The organism is Alteromonas sp. ABM1_013, assembly GCF_056160505.1.
Genome location: NZ_JBSWXH010000003.1, coordinates 184950 through 207529 on the forward strand (window position 1 = coordinate 184950; position 22580 = coordinate 207529).

At 44.9% G+C, this 22580-nt stretch carries 16 protein-coding genes; 4 read left to right on the forward strand and 12 right to left on the reverse strand.

The window, feature by feature from the left end; all coding sequences use genetic code 11:
• Nucleotides 1-77 precede the first annotated feature (77 nt).
• The gene (locus ACXAGK_RS09255) at nt 78-1409 is read right to left on the reverse strand and encodes an NCS2 family permease (RefSeq protein WP_474855845.1); all 1332 of its coding nucleotides are present in this window, start codon (nt 1407-1409) and stop codon (nt 78-80) included.
• 324 nt (nt 1410-1733) lie between these two features.
• On the opposite strand from ACXAGK_RS09255, the gene ACXAGK_RS09260 reads away from it, so the two are divergent.
• Complete coding sequence (locus ACXAGK_RS09260) at nt 1734-2735, forward strand: adenosine deaminase (RefSeq protein WP_474855847.1); 1002 nt, start codon at nt 1734-1736, stop codon at nt 2733-2735.
• 59 nt (nt 2736-2794) lie between these two features.
• On the opposite strand, the gene ACXAGK_RS09265 is transcribed toward ACXAGK_RS09260, so the two are convergent.
• Complete coding sequence (locus tag ACXAGK_RS09265; protein ID WP_474855849.1) at nt 2795-3157, reverse strand: Hpt domain-containing protein; 363 nt, start codon at nt 3155-3157, stop codon at nt 2795-2797.
• A gap of 187 nt (nt 3158-3344) precedes the next feature.
• Between ACXAGK_RS09265 and ACXAGK_RS09270 the strand changes: the two genes are divergently transcribed.
• The 3 genes from ACXAGK_RS09270 to ACXAGK_RS09280 all read left to right on the forward strand — a co-directional run bounded on the left by ACXAGK_RS09270 (nt 3345) and on the right by ACXAGK_RS09280 (nt 8732).
• The gene (locus tag ACXAGK_RS09270; protein ID WP_474855850.1) at nt 3345-5450 is read left to right on the forward strand and encodes a two-component system response regulator; all 2106 of its coding nucleotides are present in this window, start codon (nt 3345-3347) and stop codon (nt 5448-5450) included.
• Nucleotides 5451-5653: 203 nt separating this feature from the next.
• Nucleotides 5654-6574, forward strand: a complete 921-nt coding sequence (locus ACXAGK_RS09275; protein WP_474855852.1) for a diguanylate cyclase — start codon at nt 5654-5656, stop codon at nt 6572-6574.
• Between the two features lie 154 nt (nt 6575-6728).
• Nucleotides 6729-8732, forward strand: a complete 2004-nt coding sequence (locus tag ACXAGK_RS09280; protein ID WP_474855854.1) for a hybrid sensor histidine kinase/response regulator — start codon at nt 6729-6731, stop codon at nt 8730-8732.
• A gap of 134 nt (nt 8733-8866) precedes the next feature.
• Here the strand turns inward: ACXAGK_RS09280 and ACXAGK_RS09285 are convergent, their stop codons facing one another.
• From ACXAGK_RS09285 to ACXAGK_RS09330, 10 genes are all read right to left on the reverse strand, one after another.
• Nucleotides 8867-10033 carry a purine nucleoside permease gene (locus ACXAGK_RS09285; RefSeq protein WP_474855856.1) on the reverse strand — a complete coding sequence of 389 codons (1167 nt, stop codon included), beginning with the start codon at nt 10031-10033 and terminating at the stop codon, nt 8867-8869.
• Between the two features lie 128 nt (nt 10034-10161).
• Nucleotides 10162-12579, reverse strand: a complete 2418-nt coding sequence (locus ACXAGK_RS09290; RefSeq protein ID WP_474855858.1) for a TonB-dependent siderophore receptor — start codon at nt 12577-12579, stop codon at nt 10162-10164.
• A gap of 243 nt (nt 12580-12822) precedes the next feature.
• Nucleotides 12823-14376, reverse strand: coding sequence for a uracil-xanthine permease family protein (locus tag ACXAGK_RS09295; RefSeq protein ID WP_474855860.1), 1554 nt, complete (start codon nt 14374-14376; stop codon nt 12823-12825).
• 218 nt (nt 14377-14594) lie between these two features.
• The gene (locus ACXAGK_RS09300) at nt 14595-14960 is read right to left on the reverse strand and encodes an AraC family ligand binding domain-containing protein (RefSeq protein ID WP_179983035.1); all 366 of its coding nucleotides are present in this window, start codon (nt 14958-14960) and stop codon (nt 14595-14597) included.
• A 36-nt stretch (nt 14961-14996) separates the two neighbouring features.
• Complete coding sequence (locus tag ACXAGK_RS09305) at nt 14997-16241, reverse strand: allantoate amidohydrolase (protein WP_474855862.1); 1245 nt, start codon at nt 16239-16241, stop codon at nt 14997-14999.
• Nucleotides 16234-17514 (reverse strand): pyridoxal-phosphate-dependent aminotransferase family protein, encoded by a 1281-nt coding sequence (locus ACXAGK_RS09310; RefSeq protein WP_474855864.1) that lies wholly within the window; start codon nt 17512-17514, stop codon nt 16234-16236. The genes ACXAGK_RS09305 and ACXAGK_RS09310 overlap by 8 nt, the downstream gene beginning before the upstream one ends.
• Nucleotides 17515-17524: 10 nt before the next feature.
• Complete coding sequence (locus tag ACXAGK_RS09315) at nt 17525-18343, reverse strand: sulfite exporter TauE/SafE family protein (RefSeq protein ID WP_474855866.1); 819 nt, start codon at nt 18341-18343, stop codon at nt 17525-17527.
• Nucleotides 18344-18538: 195 nt separating this feature from the next.
• Nucleotides 18539-20116 (reverse strand): gamma-glutamyltransferase family protein, encoded by a 1578-nt coding sequence (locus tag ACXAGK_RS09320; protein WP_474855868.1) that lies wholly within the window; start codon nt 20114-20116, stop codon nt 18539-18541.
• Between the two features lie 204 nt (nt 20117-20320).
• Entirely contained in the window at nt 20321-21604 is a 1284-nt protein-coding gene (locus ACXAGK_RS09325; RefSeq protein WP_474855869.1) for an amidase, read from the reverse strand.
• 336 nt (nt 21605-21940) lie between these two features.
• Nucleotides 21941-22504 (reverse strand): DUF924 family protein, encoded by a 564-nt coding sequence (locus tag ACXAGK_RS09330; protein WP_474855871.1) that lies wholly within the window; start codon nt 22502-22504, stop codon nt 21941-21943.
• Nucleotides 22505-22580 lie beyond the last annotated feature (76 nt).

Below are 22580 nucleotides of genomic sequence, written 5' to 3' on the forward strand. Positions count from 1 at the left end.
AAAGGTGGCATTTAAGCCACCTTTCTTTTATCCAAATTAAGGGCTTGCGCGCAATATCATCCACACGCAACGACAAATTATTTCAAATCTAGTAAGTATCTAAGTAAGAAAACGATAGCTAGTGCATAAGTAAGTGGCGTTACTTCTTTAAATTTACCCGTACCCACCTTTATACCCACAAAAGTAATGAAGCCAAGGGCAATGCCTTCGCTAATACTGAAGGTAAGCGGCATAGCGATAAGCGCAACAGACGCGGTGGCTAAAGCCCCTAAGTCATCGAAATCAACATGTCGAATAGAATCCATCATTAAAATGCCTACCATTAGCAGTGCTGGGGTAGTGGCCATCAGCGGAATGACTTTCATCAGTGGCGTAAGGAAAAGCGACAACAGGAAGCATACAGACACTACCACAGCGGTGAGGCCGGTTCTTCCTCCAGACGATACGCCCGTGGCTGATTCAACATAGCTTGTCACTGGCGATGTGCCAACCATTGCACCCGCAATACTTGCAGACGCGTCGGCTGTCATAGCTGAGCCAATTTTAGGTAATTTACCTTCTGGCGTTAGTAAATTAGCCTTACGAGATACGCCTATTAACGTGCCTATAGTGTCAAACATGTTCACGAACATAAGCGCGAAGATAAGGTCCCATGTCTCGGCGATATGGTCGATAGCGTACCAGAAGTCCATTGCCATAAAGGTGTTCGACATAGATTCAGGCATACCTACAACAGCAGATGGTGTGGCAGTTAACGTTCCGTTTTCGGTGGGGATAAAGGCACCGATTAAAGTAAGGGTAACGATAGAAATTAATATAGCGCCGGTAACGCGCTTAACCATAAGAACTATGGTAAAAATGATACCAACAAGAGCAAGCATCACTGCAGGTTCAGAGAGGTCTCCAAGTTGAACAAAGGTCGCAGGGTTATCAACAATAAGGCCTGCATTCTTAAGGCCGATAAAGGCAATAAATAAGCCTATACCGCACTGAACGCCTATCTTAAGAGCGGGCGGGATAGATTCAGCTATTTTGGTTCGCACGCCGGTGAGAGAGAGTATTAAGAAGAGAATACCGTTCCAAAACACAATGCCGAGGGCAGCTTCCCATGGAATTTCGCGGCCAAGGCAGATAGTGAAAGCGAAAAAAGCATTCAACCCCATGCCTGGTGCCAGTGCAATAGGGTAGTTAGTCATCAACGCCATCATCAATGTGCCGATGCAGGCTGCGACTGCTGTCACTGTAATTAGACCTTCTACCGGCATGCCGCTAAGGCCCAAAATACCTGGGTTAACCACAAGGATATAAGACATAGCCGCAAACGTAGTAAGACCTGCAATAATCTCAGTTCTTACCGTTGTACCGTGCTCCTGCAGCTTAAATAGCCGTTCAATAACGTTGTTGGACATCTAGAGTTCTCTGTTTGTGTATTATGTTGTGTTTTGTGCGTTTGAAAGCAATAAACTGACCAATTAGTCAACTTGTTGGTGTGTTTTGTGCTAACTTACTTTTTAGTACAATGATTAAATAACAATCATTGCGTGACTCAAGGTCACTAGCTAGGCAGCACAAAGCCAGCCAAACGGTTAGTAAACAACATAGATGATGTTATAAAAACCGCAAACAAAAACCTAAATGAGCAATAGAACTCGTTTACAGATAGCATTAAAGATAAACTATTACGCACCAATCAAATGCTATTGCATTATTATGGTGCAAATAAGTGAGGGGCCATGTCGCTGTCATCAATAATTAAAAACATACCAAAGGCCGAACTGCATCTGCATATAGAAGGTAGCTTAACGCCTGAACTCATGTGGCGCCTAGCTGAAAAGCACAGTGTATCACTTCCTTACGCAAGCGTGGAAGAGATTGAAGCCGCTTATAACTTCAAAGATTTACAAAGCTTTCTTGACCTCTATTACGCAGGGGCAGGAGTATTAAGAGATGAAGAAGATTTTTTCACGTTGATGTGGGAATACTTATCTCGGTGCGCTGAAGAAAATATCGTCCATTCAGAAATCATGTTTGACCCTCAAACCCATACTGAGCGGGGTATAGGTTTTGATGTGTTTATGCCTGGTTTTTTACGTGCTATACAAAAAGCAGAAAGTGAATTCGGTATCAGTAGCTACCTTATCATGTCTTTCCTAAGACATTTGCCAGAAAGCGAAGCTTTCGAAACACTAGAAGCGGCGAAGCCTTACTATCAGCATATCACGGCGGTGGGCCTTGATAGTTCGGAGCTAGGCCACCCCCCGTCCAAATTCGAGCGGGTTTTCAAAAAAGCGAAGTCTCTTGGCTTTAAGATTGTAGCTCATGCAGGGGAAGAAGGGCCGGCATCTTATATTTGGGAAGCGATTGAACTGCTTGACGTGGACCGCATTGATCATGGCGTTCGCTGCCAAGAAGACCAGGCGCTCATGGCGCTGTTAAAAGAAAAGCAAATACCGCTTACCGTATGTCCCCTGAGTAACTTAAAGCTATGCGTGATTGACGATATGAAAGAGCACAATATCGTGCAACTGCTAGATGCTGGCTTATTAGTGACGGTTAATTCTGATGACCCCACCTACTTTGGTGGTTTTTTGAATGAAAACTTTGAAGCGCTTCACACGTCGCTAAACATAGATGAGGATACGATTCGCGTGCTGGCCGCAAACAGTTTTAAGGCGAGTTTCTTACCAGAAGAAAAGAAAAACGCATTTATTAAGCAAGTAACTGAGGCTATGTAAGCGACTTGCAAAAGCAATAGCGAGTTTATCAAAGGAAATCTCAATAAGCTCGCTTCGCCTTATGATTGCATAATAATAAGCGTTTGCTCGATTAAGCTGTTTAGTTCTTCAATATCTTGAGCTATATCAGTTAAATTGCCTTGCTTGGCTTTATTTTCAATAGACGACGCTTTTTCTCGAATAGCATCAGCACCTACATCCCCAGATACGCCTTTCATTGCATGACTTGTGAACTTTACGGCATCGACGTCTAAATCAGTGGCGGCCTTTTGTAAGGCTTCTTCTTTCTGCGTTATTTGACCTAAAAACATTTCAACGATGCGGTTTAACAATCCTTCGTTGCCGCCGAGTCTGCTCAGCGCAGCGTCTCTATTCCATAATTGTTCTTTGGGAAGCGCTTTATGCGTATGTAACGTATCCATTCTTATCACCAAGCAGTTAATACAGGGTTTAGTAGTATATTAATTGTGCGTTACCAAAAGCATTGCAGTCAATGAGTTACCCTAAAATTTGTACTTAAAATAACTAATGTAGACTAAAGGTTAATGTTTTTTTGCGTATGTAGGACGATACTACATAAGAAGTTTATAATGTAGTGTGGTAATTCTCATGGAAAATGAGACGCAAAAAGTAGTCATCATTGACGATGAACCAACAACACTCTTGCTACTGGAAAATGCGGTAGAATCTTTAGCAGAAGTCGTTACGGTTTCACAAAGTGCAACAGCATTCTCTGTAATACAGTCACATCAGCCTGATTTGGTCGTCTTAGACATCAGCATGCCAGAGCTTTCAGGCTTTGATGTATGTAAGCAACTTAAAGCATGTCCAAGTACAGCTTCAATTCCTGTTATCTTTGTCACTTCTCATAGCGATACTGAAAACGAGCATCGTGCGCTGTCGCTTGGGGCGATTGACTTTATCTCAAAGCCTATCGATATAGAAATGTGTCGAATGAGGGTGAGAAACCATCTCACGATTCAATCTCAAAAAGCCTTATTGAAAAAAGTTAACCAAGAGCTTGAGGCGGAAAAAAAACAGCTTGCCATAACATTAAAATCTATAGCTGACGGCGTAATCTCGATTAACGCTGCCGGAGATATCACATTCATAAATCCCGTGGCACAAAGGCTTACCGGATATAACATGCAGGATGCCTTAGGTAAGCCTATTGATGAAATAATGAATCTGCGCGATGCATCAAGTCATGAGCCGCTGTTAAACCCGGCGCTTTATGCACTTGAAGTGAAACGCCCCGTGGCGATGTCGTACAACGCAACCCTCGTCAGTAGGCACAAGCAAATTTTTAGGGTTGAAGATACCGCATCGCCGATTGTCGACGATGAGGGCCATATTAACGGTGCTGTTATGGTTTTTCAGGACGTTTCTGAAGCCGTTGAAATGGCGGTGAAGATGACACACCTAACCAATCATGACCAGCTTACAGGCTTGCCTAACCGAGTGTTGCTTCATGACCGTGTTGTCCAAGCTTTAGCTAGAAGCTTTACAAGTAAGCAGAGTATCGCGTTACTGTTAATTGATATTGATAATTTTAAATACCTTAACGATAGCCTGGGGCATCAGGTCGGCGATTTCGTCATAGCAACCGTAGCCAAGCGCCTCGCAAATACCTTAGGGCAAAGCGCCACACTCGCTCGAGTAGGCGGAGACGAGTTTGCTTGTCTGTTATCAGATATTGGCTCTGGATATAGTGCAGATAGTATTGCTATGGCCTGTCTTCAGGCGGGTAGAGAACCTATAGAAATAGATGGGAAGTCTCATAGGTTGAGTTTAAGCATAGGAATAAGCTTGTACCCACAGGATGCAGTGAATGCAGAAGAAATGATGCGTCATGCTGACTCCGCTATGTATCGGTCCAAGTCAAAAGGGAAAGACACTTTTAGTTTTTTCTCAAAAGACTTACAGCACGCCATGCATCATAGGGTCGAAATGGAGATCAAGCTAAGACAAGCAATTGAAAATAACAGTTTTGCTATTTATCTTCAGCCAAAATACGACTTTAATAGCGATGAAGTATTCAGTGCTGAAAGTTTAGTTAGAATGTTCGATGAAAACGGTAATGTAATCGGGCCAGACGAATTTATCCCCCTCGCAGAAGAAACTGGTCTAATACATCAGCTTGGTAAACAGGTGCTTCAGAAAAGCTGTGAATTCATTGCCCGCTGTAATCAACAAGGTAAGCATTTTAAAGTGGCGGTTAATGTGGCTGCCAAACAACTAGCGAACCCAGGGTTTGCGGATGAAGTTGCAGAAATCATTCAATTAACGGGTATCGAAGCCAGTTCAATAGAACTTGAGGTCACGGAGTCGGCGCTAATGCACGACTTTAAGCAAACACGTGATATTCTAAACAAGCTGACCTCGCTAGGCGTTACCATAGCCCTTGATGACTTCGGTACGGGATATTCAAGTTTATCTTACCTACGTCAGTTTCCACTGAACGTGTTAAAAATAGACAGGTCCTTTGTTATTGATATGGATAAGGAGCAGCAGGCTCACGATATTGTCACCGCTATCGTACACCTAGCTTTAAGCTTGGAGCTGACTATCGTAGCAGAGGGCATTGAAACCCAATCACATTTCAACGGGTTAAAAGCACTAGGCTGCCATCAAGGTCAAGGCTATTTTATGTGTCGTCCCATAGCCATGAACGATTTTTTCGCACAGTTTATCGGTAGTGAAGAAGTCGCCTGATTGAGGGCGGCTTACTCATCTTGATATATCCTCAAGGCGTAAGGTGTTTTTCCTAATACCTATAGCGTATCTAAATTCAACCTTTTCAATATACATCCTTCTTTTAGGTGTTAGACTGTATAGCAACGCTATAGTTATTAAAAAAGCCTTATATTACAATGCTAGAACGCTTGTAACGTTTGCGGCTCGCATTGAAAAAAACAATGGACAGAAAAGAAATCAAACCCTACTCACAGTGCAATGTACTTATTGTCGACGACGAGCCAATGAGCCGATTGCTATTACAATCTATACTTGAAGCTGAGTTTCATTGCACGACGGTCGAATCTGGCAGCGATGCCATTTTCCACTGTGCCAAAGCGCTGCCCGATCTAGTTTTACTCGACATGAATATGCCTGATATCAGTGGGTTGGAAGTGTGTGCAACATTAAAAGCTTCTCCTGATACCAAAGATATTCCAGTTATATTCGTCACGTCTACCATGGATATTGAAAGCGAAAACGCATGCTGGGAAGTAGGTGCATCTGATTTTGTGATGAAACCAGTGAATGCGTCAACGCTAACTCACCGAGTAAAAACACACCTTCAAAACAAGCTGCGTACCGAGTTTCTTGAAATGATGACGTTTCACGACCAGCTAACTGGCCTTTACAATAGAATGTACCTGACCAAGGAAATTCCTTTATTGATAAAGCAGGTAGCCAGAGACAAGGGATCGGTAGGAGCAATAATGATCGACATCGATTATTTCAAACTCTTTAACGATACCTATGGGCACCTTGAAGGTGACTTGTGTCTTCAAAAAGTGGCGCAGATAGTCTCTGATACAGTGAAACGACCCAAAGATGCTGTGATACGTTTCGGCGGTGAAGAGTTTTTAATTATCCTGCCTTATATCGACCGTCAAGGGGCAAAGCTCGTGGCAAACCAGTTAGTAGATGCTGTGGCCAAAGCGAAAATACCCCACGGCAAAGGCATCGAAAATCGTGTTTCTATCAGCGCAGGCTTTGCGGTTTGGAAGGCAACGGAAGTTGTGCAAGACAACCTTGCAGCCTTAATTGAAGACGCTGACGTATCCTTGTTTGAAGCTAAGGAATTAGGCCGAAATCAAGCAAAAGGTTAAACATTGCTAGAGGCCGTATAAACTAGCCTATTGTTTAATGTCGAAAGTGTTGCTTGCACGCTATCATCTAGTGTAATGACGTACTATTCGCTAAATTTGTGATGGCAATGGATGGTACCCCTCTAGTACACGTTTGAGGCTTAGGTAACGAGCAATGGTTTATTTCGACGAGCAATCGAGTTTGAATGTGAAGCTGGAAGAGCAGCTAAAAGCATCGCTTACTCAGTTATTAAATCGTGGTTGTGACTCACTTGGGATATTCCAAGCGCTGCTTTTGCACCTCGAAGAAGATACCGTCAACATTCTTGTTAAAGCCTCATCTGCTTATCCTCCCAGTTTTAAATCTATTCCCTCGTTTGCAAGCTGCACGCCGGTAGACAATTGTTTTCCCGTAAGCAGTGCTAAGTGTTCTCTAGCATTTAAGCAGTGGTTTACGACCTACTTCAGTGCGGAAAAATACATTAGGGGCCAGGTCCACAAGCTTGATGGCGGATACGTCTGTTTAGTGTTCATCAATGCATGCCCAGACCAACCAAGTAACCTGGATAAAGTGGCGTTGCTCGATGAATGGTTGTCCGTTACTTTGGACAAGTTTCATATAGAAAAAGCTGAATCAACACAAAACACGCTGTATGAAAAGCTACAAAACGTAGCGAATGTTGGTACGTGGGAAGTCGACCTTATTACCAACGAATTAATCTGGTCGTCTCAAACTCGCCGTATTCACGAGGTGGATGATAGCTACATGCCTACGCTAGATACGGCAATCAGCTTCTACAAAGAAGGGTTTGATAGAAATGAAATAAGCCGTATCGTTTCTCACACTATCGAGACCGGTGAGCCATGGAGCGCAACACTTGAACTTATTACTGCAGAAGGTAATTCGGTGTGGATAGAAACCCACGGCATGGCGGAGATGAAGCATGGGAAGTGCGTTCGCTTGTTTGGGACGTGTCAAAACGTGAATAAATCGGTTCAGCTCAGGTTAGAGTTGGATGCGCGACGCAAAGAAGCAGAAGCCGCGTCGAAAGAGCGTGGCATGTTGCTGTCTAGAATTAGCCACGAGCTAAAAACGCCTCTGAACGGCATTACCGGCATGCTTCAGGCTATAAAGTTTGAAACAAAAGACAATGTAAGAATTAGAAAAGCTGACATAGCGTTACACAGCGCCGATCGTTTGTTATCGCTTATAAACGATGTGCTTGATTATACATCAATTATCAATGGGGAATTTAGCCTTAAGCACAGCGATTTTTGCGTTCGCTCTTTGTGCGAAGACATCGTCGATGTGTTTAAAACTAAATGTGCTGAAAAAGGCGTACGGCTTTACGCTGTGCTTTCTTTTGATGAAAAGACCTACGTGCATGGCGACGCAGCAAGAATCAGTCAGGTAATAACCAACCTGTTGTCAAATGCCGTAAAGTTCACTGTGAAAGGCTATATTTCAGTGCAGGTTACGCTAAAACATCAAGGCGAGGTTCCCATTCTACTTGCTTCAGTTGAAGACACTGGTGTAGGCATGAACGACGATATTTTGTCACGGATTTTCAGACCGTTTCAGAATGATACCGACAGCGCGTCAGAAGAGCTAAACGGCAATGGGTTAGGTCTTTCTATTGTAAACCAACTCGTTGACAAGATGGGTGGTGAGCTTGAAGTGCGCTCAAATGTGGGTAAAGGAACCTGTTTTGACGTGGCTATTCCCATTGAAATGGCGTTGTTAGATGAAAAAGCCAGTGGCGATGTGGAATTGTCCTCTGAGCTTTTGAGTGTGCCTTTAAATATATTGGTAGTAGACGATAACGATATAAACCGCCTGGTATTGGGGTCTATGCTAGAGAAGTTTAATTACCTACCCGATGAAGCGGAAAACGGAGAAGTCGCGGTACAAATGGCAAGAGCCAAAAAGTACGATATCATTTTTATGGACTGTGCTATGCCAGTATTAGATGGCGTAAGTGCAACGAAAATAATACTGCAAGAAAACCTAATGCCAAAGCATGGCCGAATTATTGCGGTCACCGCCAATACGACCGCTGAAGATAAAGCTAGCTGCAGCGAAGCAGGCATGCAGGATTTTCTGGCCAAGCCCGTCGTGCAAAATGATGTAACTTTACAGCTTAAGTTTGCGCTAGATGCAAAATCTGTAGCGGCTTAGGGGCTTTTAATTACATTAAAATCCAAAGCCCCTCGTTTTTTAAAGTTGCATCTGCCGCTGCAAATATTTGTAGTAACAGTAACAAGTTAATTTGGCTGTTAACCAAAGTACTAGTGATAATTAGTGTTTTGCGTTTATTTAGCGCAAGGTATGTTGTCTTCTACGGAATCCCAGTTTTCAGTGATATAGTCGACAACACGTGAACCTACGTTATACGCCGCTTCAATTGCTGCTCCCATTGCAGCATAACCGTCACCCGAGCTTTCAAGTTTCAAATTTTCTGATGCGCTTAGCGAAGGTGGCTGCATAGTAAAATTACTCGCAGTTCTTAAAATCATTACGCGGTTTTTATCTACCAAACCGGCATTGTCTAAATAGGACAAACTTTGAAGTGTAGCCGAGTCTTCCATGCCCGATGTCACGAAGTTGCCCTTGTCTTTAGTCCAGTATGCAACCCAATCGTTTGCCCACGTGTTTAGTTTCCCTCCATGCCAGAAAGTAGACGCAGATAAATGGGCACCCATAGACACATTAGGAAGTGCCCTCGCATTAGGTGAGTGAGTGTATTTTGCTCGTAGTGCATCCATTGCCTCGTTGTTTAAAAGTTTGGTGTCTTTGGTCATTGAATAAGCCCATTTCGCCAAAGGAAGGTTAAGCGCGTAAACCTCGCCGTTTGGGCTATTATTCACATTCACTGATTCGGCATTGTCATAAGGCGCGTGAGTAAACAGAGGAAAATATCCTGTACTCCACGTTGAAGGGATTTCTCTTGCATCAATCTGATGTGCCAAGTCACCATCTACAACATAATCGGTCCAAATAGCGCTGCCAATAGTGTTATCGGCAGGGTCGACACCAGCAATGCCAGCTACAAGCCAATAGGCTTTTGACAAGTCGAAACGAGGGTCGAGCCCTAGCGCCATTATTGCCGCTGAAGCACGCGCAATGCCCATACCCGTTACTATGCCAATTACGCCCGTTTCAGTGTTTGCATACACATCGTGAAAGCCGTGGGGCAGTGGGTATTTTGTTGTGAGGTTTTGACGGGCTTTCCACAACTGAAATTCGCCAGGTGCGTCACCATGGTCATCACCAATTTCGAACATACTCACCACTACCACTTTAACTTCCATCGGCTTTTCTTCGCCATTAGCGTAAGCATGGGTAGATAAAACACTTATTACTACTCCTATGAAAATAGCCCACACAGTTGGTTTACGAAAAGCTGAATTGCGGTTGTTTTTAACAATACTCAATAGCGGCTGCTGTAATACGTGGCGAATGAAATGGGGTAGAGGCATAAAATACTCCTAAAAAAAGAGCCCAGATATAAAAGCTGAGCTCTTTATTAAACGTAATTTGAATGAACGATGATATCGCGCTTCCAAGAATTATAGGAAGCGTAATGTCATTCACACGCTAAGCATACTTAGAATGAGTAAGTAACTTTAGCATTAAAGTGACGCGGTAGTTCAGGAAGAACGATTTGGCTACCGAATAGATCAGGGAAGTTAGAACGGAAATAACGTTCATCAGTTAGGTTTTTAACGGTTAAGTTAAATGACCAGTCTTCAGCCTGATAAGATAAGCCAGCATTCACTAGCGTGTAAGCTGGTAGTGTCACTGCAGCAGAGAAACCTGATGCTACTTCTTCAACATCTACCACACTTACGTTAGCCGCATAACCATTTTGGAAATCGTAAGTCGCAGTTAGCGTATAGATGTTTTCAGGGATACCTGCTTTACGTCCATCTGTATTATTAAAGCCTTCACCGATAAGGTTAAGACCAATCACGTTACCACCGAAGATCAATGAAGGATCTTCAAGGTTCACTAAGTCTTCAGCACCCAAGAAACCAAACTGGTTACCATTTTCAAGTGCTGTAAGGTTAATTACCTTAATGTTGGTGTAACCTGCAGATACAACAAGGTTGTCGTTTACTACCCAACGAAGTTCAAACTCAGTACCTTTGTTGTTGGTGGTATTATTAGTTACCGTGTTTTGCGCGTTAAAATCGGTACGCTCTTGCTCGAACGATGAAAGTGCAAAATACAGTGTATCTTCTAACAAAGAACCTTTAATACCAAACTCAAGAAGTTCAGAGGTATCAAATGCGCTGCCGTCGCCTAGTTGGCTAACACCAATCTCAGCACCTTGACCTGCTACAAGCGTTGCTTGTTCGGCCGCAGTTACATAAGGAATAAGGCCAAATTCGAATTCGTATGAAAGGCTGGCGTTCCAAGACCACCCGTCTACCGTTTCTTCAGCGTATTCTGGTGTTTCATCGCCTGTTGCACCTAACAGAAGGTCGGTACGTGAAGTACTTTCAATATCGATAGTGTCGTAACGCAAGCCTAACACTAGGTTTAAGCCCCAATCCCAAGTTAAGTCTGTCATTGCAGCAATACCTAGGTCTAGGTAGTTACCCACGTCATAGTTATCGTAGTTTTTACCTGAGCGGGTAGACAATAAACGACGATCCAGTGCTGAAGATGGCATGGTTAGGTCGCGACGGTTGAAATATTCAAACGTGAAATCATCGCCGTGTTCGAAGTCGGTATATCGAACAGATGGCGAGAATTGAAACTGTGCAAGCAGGCCATCGTTTTCATATTCGGTAGCGAAAATTAGCTTGTCTTCAACAACCCAGCTATCGTGGAACTGTGAGAAACCGTACGCATTTTCATTGATATTGTCGTATGCATCATAGAAAAGCTGGTTGCGGATTTCCCAGTTGTCTGTGTAGTAAATCGTGTCGAAATACAGAGTAATAGCTTCGTTGCCAAGCTGATCATCAGGCGCTACCAGTACTTGGTTTCCACTAAGCGTTGTGGTTCCAACGTTTTCTAATTGCATTAACGCTGTGGCTTCGTCATCCGTAAAGCTAGACGCTGGAACATAGAAGAAGCTCTCGCCGGCAATGTTTACAGCAGCGTATTCTTCGTGGCTAATTTGGCCGTCGCCATCAGTGTCTAGAGGCTGTGCTGTACCTGTAATATAAGTACCGTCGTCAACTAGCTCTTGGGTTAGACGGTTCCAACCAGCAACTTGGTTGCCGTCATAGTCGTGGTACATACCACCGAATTCGAAGCGAAGGTTGTCGGTAACATCAATGTTAAATGATGCTTGTAATACCGTTTGGTCAGTTTGCGTATTGTCGTAATAGCTGTCTGAATTTTCTAGCTCGCCGTATATGTAGTAACCCATTTCTTTGCCAGCGACGCTAGTCGGGCCGCCAACTTCTGCGGTTAAGATGCTTTTATCCCAAGAACCAGTGGTGTATGACAAGGCGCCAGTAGGTGCATCTAGATACTGACCGCCCGAAGCACGGGCAGATTTAGGGTTAAAGTTTAGGTAACCACCAATTTTAGACGGGCCATAAATGGGAGATGCAGGGCCACGGACGATATCGATACGGCTAGATGCGCCGATAGGGGTAGGGTAGTTACCCGGGTTATCTAGGCGCTTAACGCCACGAAAATATGTCTCACCCGGTGTACCTCGTACGTCAAGTGAACCCGCAACACCAAAGAAAGACTGGGTGAACGTACCCGGTGCAAATGCTACTAATTCATCAATATCAGAGACGTTAAAACGTTCCATCTGCTCCTGAGAAATAGTAGATGCTGAACGGGGTGTTTCAAGAATAGATTTACCAAAGCCAAATACCGATTCAACGTCTTGGCCAGGTAAGCTGCCTAGTGACCCAGTTACCTGAATCTTCTCGACATCTTTTTCTTTTACCTCTGTCTCTTCTTGTGCAAATGCTTGAGATGACAAGGCTACCGCCGTTGTCATCGCTAAGGCTTTTGCTAGAGGAGATAATGCGAATGTAGTGTTTTTCATGGTTTCCTCGTTATTTTTAGTTGCCCTTTTTTAGGGCTTTATCAACGCACTATTTCTATTGCGCCTTGCTGTATGCAAGAGGTTTAGCAGGATGAGTGCCAACTTCCTAACCAGTTGGTCAACTTTTAGCCTGCTCTTAAGTTGCTGAATTATATGGATTTAAAAATATAATGTTGTTCTTATATTGTTATCATTATGTTAACGAATAAGGTTTTTCTTATTTTTGCACCTTCGCAGTGATTTCTATCGTGGTTTTGCACTATAAAGAGCAGGGCGCAGTACTTGGCGCTGTTTTATACCTAATATTGCTTTATGGGGTGAAGTTGCTGAGTTACTGCGATTCTCTTTAGTACGTTTTTTTATCTCAGGGGTAGCGGTTTTGACCGAGTTATCCGAAGCTTCGCTGGCGTTACTTTCTGAAAGTTGATTGCCGGTTGCCGCTGAAATTTCTGACTTATCATTAGCGGCTTTTTTCTCGGGTAGCGTCAAATCTAAAATAACCGCCGTAAGTCCTGCTGACGTAACAGGGGAAAGAAGAATATTTTCAAGCCAATTAGGGAGTTCGGCCAAGGCTTCGGGTACCATCATTACCCCAATTGCCATACCAAGGGCGCAAGCCGTAACCAAACTGCTGCGTCTATCCAACGCATAGCTGGCAAGAAGTTTGAGGCCGCCTACTGCAACCATGGCAAACATCACTAATGTTGCGCCGCCTAAAACAGGCTTAGGGATAGCCTGAAGAACACCACCAACAATTGGAAAGCAGCCAATAAGTACAAACAGCGCCGCAACAAAAAAGCCTACTTTGCGACTTGCAATGCCAGTTAGCTGAATAACTCCATTGTTTTGACCAAAGGTAGTGTTCGGAAACGTATTAAACATACCGGCCAGTAGCGAATTCACGCCGTCGCCTAAAATGCCGCCTTTTACGCGGGCTAAGTAAATTGGACCGCTAACGGGCTGCTTGCAGAAAAGGCTGTTGGCCGTAAGATCGCCCGCTGTTTCTATAGCGCTGAATAAGTAAATTAACGCAATAGGCAAAAACAGATTGATATCAAATGAGATGCCAAACGCAAACGGCGTAGGAATAGCGACAATAGATAAAGAGGCAAGGCCGCTAAAATCAAGACCTTTAGTAAACCCAACATAAGTTGCACCAATGGCCATGCCAATAAAAATAGCACTTAAGCGTAGCCAATGATTGTGAGATGCGTTTAAAAATACAATAACAAGCAACACGCCAAGACCTACCGCTAGGTTGTCAGTACTCGCAAAGTCCGCAGCGTGAAAACCTCCTGCAAGGTCTGTCATACCCACGTTGATTAAGCTAAGCCCTATGGCTGTGATCACAATGCCCGTAGTTAAAGGGGTAATGATACGCTTAAGCTTATCCACAAATAGACTGAACACTACCTCAACAAGCGCACCCGCCATAGTGAGTCCAAACAGCAGCGCTAAGATATCTTCGGGCGTACCGCCATTCGCTTTAACTTGGTTTCCCGCCAAAATCAGCGCGCTAATAAACGCAAAGCTGGTGCCTTGAATAGCGACCAACCCGCTACCTACCGGCCCAATACGCTTTGTTTGTATTGCAGTACCTAAGCCACTAACAAACAGTGCCATGCTGATAAGGTAGGGCGTATATTCGGTAAGACCTAGTGTTGATGTGACGATAAGTGTTGGTGTAATAACGCCAACAAAGCTGGCTAATAAGTGCTGGAACGCCGCGGTAAGAGAAGGAAGAAATGCCGGGCTATCATGAAGATCGTAAAGTAATTCGCTGTGATTTGAAGACATGAGCAATATTTCTTAATAACAGTTGGTCAATAACTGCAAGATATTGACCAATTGGTCTGCTCGTAACTGCCGCTGTATCACACTGTTTTTAATAGTGAATTTTTAATTCCTATATCTTGATGGATAAGAAGGATGAATGGGTAAGCCCCAATTTGGTGCTTAAACAAAAAAATGCGCTAAATTAGCGCATTTTTTCAAGAGAGATTCGAAGGTTTAATTTAAAGCGTAACGCCTTCATCTAGCGTGACAAAAATTGAGTGACGTACTTCATTGTACATCGCACGAGAGCAGTGACCTTCACCCTCGGTATCTTCTAACAGCAGTACATCGCCTGCTCCAAATACATGGCGCTCTCCGTTTGATACTGTAAATTCTGCACGACCTTTTATAATGAAAAGAAGTTGCCGTGCAGGTGCAGGGTGCCATTTGAAGTCATAGTCGGCAGGTGTCTCGCGAAAGATAATTTTATCTGCACCAAATTTTTCTGAAAGCATACCGATAGGACCGCCGTCTTTTAGCGCTATTTCAACCTCGCCAAAGTGGCTCTTGCCCGCTTCATCGTTGTAAATCCTTGTTATTTTCATTATCGACCCTTGTTTAAGACTGTACTGATTTGAACATTACACGTGCTTGAGTTTGCTTATAGTTTTATAAAGCACCGACAAACTGGCAGCCACATCCTCATGGGTAATAGACTCAGCTGGGTGATGGCTTATGCCACCCTTACAGCGCGTGAATAGCATGGCTACAGGGCAGATATCTGCTATAGCCATGGCATCATGACCCGCACCTGAAGCAAGAATTCGTGGTGCTATACCGCTTTCTTGAACACCGCGTACGAGCGCTTGCTTTAACTGACTATCGCAATGTACCGCAGGCGCACTATGGGTTTGCTCGCGGGTAAGTGTTAACTGCCTCGCTTGCGCAATGTCATCAAATTTTTGCAATATTTCTGCCAATACTGAATCGCGTAAATCATCATCTTCGCTTCTAATATCAAGAGAAAATCGCGTGCGACCAGATATCACGTTTACGCCGTTTGGTGCATTCTCAATCTTACCTACGGTGGCCACTACGCCGGGGCGTTGCAAGCTAATGCTCTCTACCGCTAGTAACATTTCTGCACTTGCGCATAGGGCGTCACGACGCATAGACATGGGCACAGTGCCGGCGTGTCCAGCCATACCTTCTACCGTAAAGTTAAAGCGCTTAGCACCTGCAATAGCACTTACTACACCCACAGGCAGGTTTTCTTGCTCTAAAACAGGGCCTTGTTCAATGTGAAGCTCTAAGTAGCCCAGAACATCAGTGGGGGAAATAGCCGCGCTGTTAACCGCATCGAAACTAAGCCCAAAGTTAGCCATGGCTTGTTCTAGGCTTACACCGTTTTCATCTTTTAAGTGACGCCACTGCTCTTGCCATTTGCCGGTTAGCGCACGGCTACCTAATAGCGTGGTGCCAAAACGCGTGCCTTCTTCATCACAAAAGCCCACAATGTCGATGTGGAAAGGGAACTTGGTTTGTGTGCCGTCAAACATAGCAACCATTGATATAGCAGCAACTACGCCCAGCATTCCGTCGTACTTTCCGCCGTTAGGCACGGTGTCCAGGTGACTTCCTAGAATTAATCGCGGTGCATTGGGCACACTTGAGGTATATCGCCCCCAAATATTGCCAACGGCGTCCTGCCATGTGGTCATGCCCGCCTCAATCATCCAGCCAGACGCCAGTTGATTGGCAAGCTTGTGCTGCTCGGTTAAATAGCGCCTGTCTAGGCAAGCGGGATCTTGGCTTAAGGTGCCTAACGTCTCACACCTTGCCATAACCTGGGTCGCTAGTTCAGTAAATTCTACGAATTCACCCATTCGCAACTCCCGTTGCTTTAGCCTCAGCATAAACGCTAAGCGCAGCGTCTACTCCTTTGCCCGCAGGTAGCGCAAACCCTTGCATGCGAAGTACGGTTTCAAGCGATTGGAGTGTATGCAGTACGGCATCTTCTCTGGCGTTGTAGCCCATAGTCCCTATGCGCCAAATCTTACCTTTTAATGGCCCAAAGCTGGTGCCAATTTCAATATTAAAGCGTAGCAGAAGGGTTTCGCGTACTTCTTCGCCGTGAACACCATCTGGAATATGAACACCTACCACGTTGTACATTTTGTGCTTAAGATCGCCGAATGGTTCAAGCCCCATAGCCTGAATACCGGCAAGCATGGCGTCACCAGCCACTTTGTGACGAGCAATAACGTTTTGCTGACCTTCTTCTAAATGCACGCGCGCACATTCACGCGCACAGTAAAGCATACTTGCCGCCTCGGTATGGTGGTTTAAGCGCTCTTCGCCCCAGTAATCCATGATCATGGGTAAATCAAAGTAGTTAGAGCGAATCTTAGGGCCGCGCGCCGCCTCGTGATGAGCATCGCGAATACCGGCTTCAACGTGATGACGGGTACGTACGGTTTTAACAAAATTGTCGCTAAGGGTAATAGGCGCACTACCTGACGGACCACCCAAACACTTTTGAAGGCCAACCGATACCGCATCTAATTTCCATGCATCAACATCCAGTGGATTTCCACCTACTGACGCGGTTGCATCGCAATAAAACAAGACGTCGTTCGCCTCACAAATGGCGCCAATATGCTCAAGCGGCTGAAGCATAGTGGTAGAGGTATCGCCCTGTACTATGGCAAGCAACTTAGGCTTTACTTCTTTTACCGCCGCTTCTATTTGCTCAGGCGTAAATACTTCACCCCAAGGTACTTCAATGGTGTGTACTTCTGCGTCGGCACGCTCTGCAATTTCAGCAAGTAAATGACCGAAGCGCCCGAAAATAGGCACAAGGACTTTGTCGCCTGGCTCTATCGCCGATACCAAAACCGCCTCGATACCTGCACGCGACGTACCGTCGACCAAAAAGGTTTGTTGGTTTTTGGTATTAAACACATCGCGATAAAGCTGCATTGTCTCATTCATGTAGCCTGTCATTACTGGGTCGTACTGGCCTACTAATTGAGTAGCCATCGCGCTTAACACACGTGGGTAGCAGTTAATAGGGCCTGGGCCCATTAACAAGCGAGGTGGAGGATTAGGTGGCGCGAAAGTTCCTGTAGGCGCTTCTTTAGACGCTTCTTTAAACATGTGGGCACTCCTAGATAAGTACTTGCGCTAGCATGCGCAAGCCAGTGATGATAAGAACAACAGCGAAGATTTTCTTAAGTAAACCTGCGTCTAGCTTGTTGGCAATGGTCGCGCCGACTGGTGCAAACAACACGGTAAGCGGAACAATGCAGGCAAAACCTAGTAAATTGACGTAGCCGTAAGTTGCAAAGGGGGCGTCAGCAGGTGTGGTTCCCACGAATAACAACGTAAGTGCAGCCGGAAGCGAAATAATGAGGCCAACCGCTGCAGCAGTTCCCACAGCTCTGTGCGCTGGGTAATTACAAAAAGTAAGTGTAGGCACGGTTAGCGTACCGCCACCAATACCCACCATAGAGCTAAATAAACCAATACACGTTGCCATTACTGACTGACCTGCACGGCCTGGTAGCCCTTTAAATAGCGCATCTTTTTTGCCAATAAGCATATTAATGGCCGATAAGGTTGCGATAACGCCAAATAACAAAGTAAGGAACGTTGGGTTAACCACGGTTACTGCATAGCTTCCCGCAAGTACCCCAATTAAAATGAATACGGCCCATGCTTTTAGCAGCGCAAAGTCAACGTTGCCTTTACTGTGGTGAGCGCGAATAGAGCTAACTGATGTAGGGACGATAGTGGCAAGCGATGTGGCCGTAGCAATAACCATGGCACTTTCAGGCGACACGCCAAGTGCTTGGAATAAGAAAAACAGTACCGGCACAATAACAATGCCGCCACCTACGCCGAGCATACCTGCTAGTATGCCGGCAAATACGCCCGTTCCTGCGAGCGATAATATAACCGTGAGGTTATCCATTAAAAACTGCATGTGATTTCTATCTCTTTAACAATTGCTATTTAAATATTTTGAATGCGTCGAGCTGTTGCAGATGCGCCTATGTAGGCACATCCTAGTTAACGCGGTTTAGACAACGCCCCAGTTTGAGGGACGTTAGTTGACGCAGATTAGCCTGTGCATGCTAATGAACGCGTCTTAACGTTATATTTAGCTGTAAGCAAGAATCTAGCGATGACCCAAGTAAGCTTTACCGTCACTTCGAGGGTCGCTCGCGCCGCTAACCGTGCCTTCTGTGTCGCGAATAATGGCACCCGCATGACCCATAAGTTCGTTGCAAGGGTCTACCGTTACCATATCGTGCCCTCTGGCCAGTAAGCTCTCGCCCACGTATTCAACTAGGTCACGCTCTGCTTTTAAGTTGTGGCTTTGATCGCCCCACGTTCTGCCAAGTAACCATCGTCCAAGGGAAATGGCTTTAGCAATAGGCTGTCCATGGTAAATATGGCGGGCAAATAGCGCGGCTTGGGTTTGAGGTTGACCCTCACCACCCATGGTGCCGTAACTCATACGGCGTCCGTCGATAAGCTCGGCAAACGCTGGGTTTAACGTATGAAATGGCTTTAAGCCAGGCGCTAAATATTGATTACTGTTTGGATCTAGCGAGAACGAGGTACCACGGTTATTCCATACAATGCCAGTTTGAGGGCTAACTATGCCTGAACCGAACTCCCAATAAAGAGATTGAATGTAGCTCACCATACGACCTTCTGAGTCGCAGCATCCCATCCATATGGTGTCGCCATGTTTAGCTTCGTGTGGCCACGGCAATGCTTTATCCAGTGAAATGTTCTTCACCATTTCATCAAGCGCGTCGTCACTTAACAGGCTTTGTAAATTTACCGGTGTACGCGACGGGTCGGTTACATTTGCATTGCGAGCAATGAAAGCTTGCTTGGTGCACTCAATCAGTAAATGCACCATGTCTGCATCGGTATTGCCTAAATGCTGAACTTTGTCATAAAGCGCTAAGATAATAAGCGAGGCTACACCTTGCGTTGGTGCAGGCAGGTTATAAAGCTTGCCTTTGCTGGTCGATACTGACAATGGCTCAACAATCGTTGCTTTATAATTGTTGAAATCTTCAAGGCGAATAGGGGAGCCAGCCGCTTCTAAATCTTCAGCCAGTTTTGCAGCTAGTTCACCATGGTAAAAATCATCAAGCCCTTTGTCTGCTAAGTGTTTTAAGGTTTCTGAAAGCTTTGTTAGCTTTAATATTTTGCCTTTTTTAAGGGCTTTACCTTTAATTAGAAACTGTGCGAAGTTCTCATCAGCGCTCAGTTCGTCGAAGGTTTTGTTACTGGCATCTACTAAACTTTGAGTAACTTCAATACCCCAGTTAGCTTGGCTTATCGCCGTATCGAATAATGTGTTTAGCGGTAAACCGCTTTGCCATTCATGGCTTATCTCAAGGGCAGCTTTCCAACCGGCTACGGCGCCGGCCATGGTCAATGCAGACTTTCCGCCTCGGCTTGGTATAGCATCGCTACCTTCGTAAAACGCAGGCGTAGCGCCTTTTGCTGCTACGCCAGATGCATCAATACCAATAGGCTTTTTGCCCGGCTCACTGATAAGCCAAAACCCGTCACCACCCATGCCGTTCATATGCGGGTATTCAACGGCTATAGAGGCAGCAGCGGCTACCATAGCTTCAATAGCGGTACCGCCTTTTTCTAGTATGTTTAAGCCCACTTGTGATGCTGCGAAGTGAGGGGCTGTAAACGCAATATTAGGTTTTTCACTCATAATTATTTCCTTCAAAAACTTAGCAACCACGCCATCGTGTTTAGCCCTTGTTGGTCTAGAGCTAGGTAAATAGACGCGCGTTCTAGTCTTACTTTCTCTTCTTACTTTCAACTTGAATGCGATAGTGCGCTCTGTGCTTTACTTTAGTGCGGCATAACCGTCACTTAAATAAAGTTAAACAGATACTTTGCGCGCTTTACACCTTTAGCGAGTGGTTAGCGTTTTAGCTAACGCGAGAAGTGCAAGATCGTTGCCTTTTTTGCCCACAAGCGATAAACCGCACGGGGCATTGTGTAGGGTAAACAACGGTAAATGAAGCTGGGGTAAACCCGCAAGCCCGGCTACCGCAGTAAATGCGAGCAGAGCGTTTCTATCATTTGCCAGAGTTGTATCATCGGCGTCACATCGAGGTGCAACACCAGGTGTTGTGGGAATAACCAAAACATCTATTTCTTCAAATAGCCTAGTTAAATGGTTTATTACCACGGTTTGCTGCGCTTTAGCTTGTTCTACATCTTGTGTTGTTATGGTTTTACACCAATCTAAGCGCAACATAATATCGTTAGCGATGTCGGGTTGAGTGTTTTCAATCCATTCGCCATGCTGCTGCCAAATTTCACTGCCTTGTAAAGTGCGAAATGTAGCGGCGGTTTGTAAGGTATTTAAATTAAGCTGTGTTTCTGACAGCCTAATGCAATTATTACTGTCTTCAAGGGCGTTAAGCCAAGTTTGGCAAAGCGATTTGTGAGTGGTTTGCTCAAATAAGTGTGTCGCTATACCTAAGCGAGGTTCGTTAGGTATGTCACTTTGCGTAGCACTATCAAGACAAATATTGGCTACCTTTGACAGCGTATCTAAATCTCTTGTCATCCATCCCACGGTATCGAACGATGGCGCAAGAGCTACCATGTTGTCGCAAGCGACGGCGCCATGGGTGGTGCGAAGCCCCCATAACCCCTGATAGCTAGACGGTACGCGTATAGAGCCACCTGTATCAGTGCCAAGGCCAATATCGGCAAGGTGTGCACTAACGGCAACCGCAGAGCCCGACGAAGAACCGCCAGGTATATGAGCTGGCGCTACCGGGTTCACAAGCGTTTCATAATGCTTATTTTGCCCGTGTAAGCTGTAAGCAAGTTCGTCGGTAATGGTTTTACCTTTAAACGCGGCGCCTGCTTTAAGCATATTCGACACACAGCTATTCGTACTTTTTGGTACGGGGTGCGTAGCCAACCAATCCGGGTTGCCCGCTGCTGTTGGTAAACCTTCAATATCAAATAAGTCTTTTACCGCAAGCCCTAAACCGCTAAGCGGTTTGGATACATTACGCGCTTTTGTTGAATCTTCGGTTAACCCTTGGCTTGCCCCGTTATTTAAAGAAGACGTTTCGCCCTCACGGTTATTAATGCCATTAAAGGTTGCTTCTAAGTTTTCAATTGCCTGCGTGAACTTTGCATCACAGGGCTTTACTACAAAAGGAGAGCTCACAGCGCGTTACTTATTAGTTATTGTTTCTTTATTAGTCTTTCTGTCATGAAACAACTGTTTCACTTTAAAGTCAAGAGAAACGATCGTTGCTTTTCGCTTCAACAGAAATAAATTCCTGACAGGAAATAGAAAAAGGCGTAAGCAAAAACGCAAAGCAAGGCTCGGTTATGGCCTATTTTGACTGATCACCGCTAAGCAAGTTTACAGAGTTATATGATTTTCTGAGTCTTACACTTCACCTGTCTGTCTGCGTTTTTGCTGGATTAACTGAAGATAGGTGAATAGGAGTAGGTTAAAGGTATACGTACCCCCATTAGATCGTGGGTAAGGTTATCGCTAAAAGCCTTGAGGGTTTTCTTTTAGAAAGGCTGCTTCTTCTGCTGTAGATTCTCGGCCTAACACTGAGTTTCGATGAGGGTAGCGCCCAAACCTTTCAATAGTCGCCTGATGGCGTTTCTCAAACGTATATTCTCTCTCAAGCCCTTCCTGAGAGAAGAGTTCCATCGCTACATCGTGAATAGCTAACGATTCGCTGTGCATAAAAGGCATGTAAAGAAACGCTCGCTGTTGCGGGGTGAGCATTTTGTCAGCCTCTACGCTTACCGCTTCTTGAGCCAATATAAGCGCTATACTGTCAGCACTAAACGCGTCTGGCTGATTGCGATAAATATTTCGGGAAAATTGATCTAGAAGAATAATTTCGGCAAGCCTACCTGTGGCCGTAGCGCGCCAAGGCCAAAGTTCACCGCGCGCAGCCGCTGCGCGCAACGTAGAAAACCGTGAAGCAATGGTTTTATCTAGTGCAGAATCTTCCTTAAACCATTGCTCGGGTGACAGTTCACCAAACCAGAAGTCTAGTACACCGTTAGCCTCTTCCATGACTACTCGCGTTTTATCCATATTCACCTCAACTACACGCTTACTGCAGTAAAATTAAAGTCATTAAGACTTATACCTTCTTTTTATCGAAAAAGTT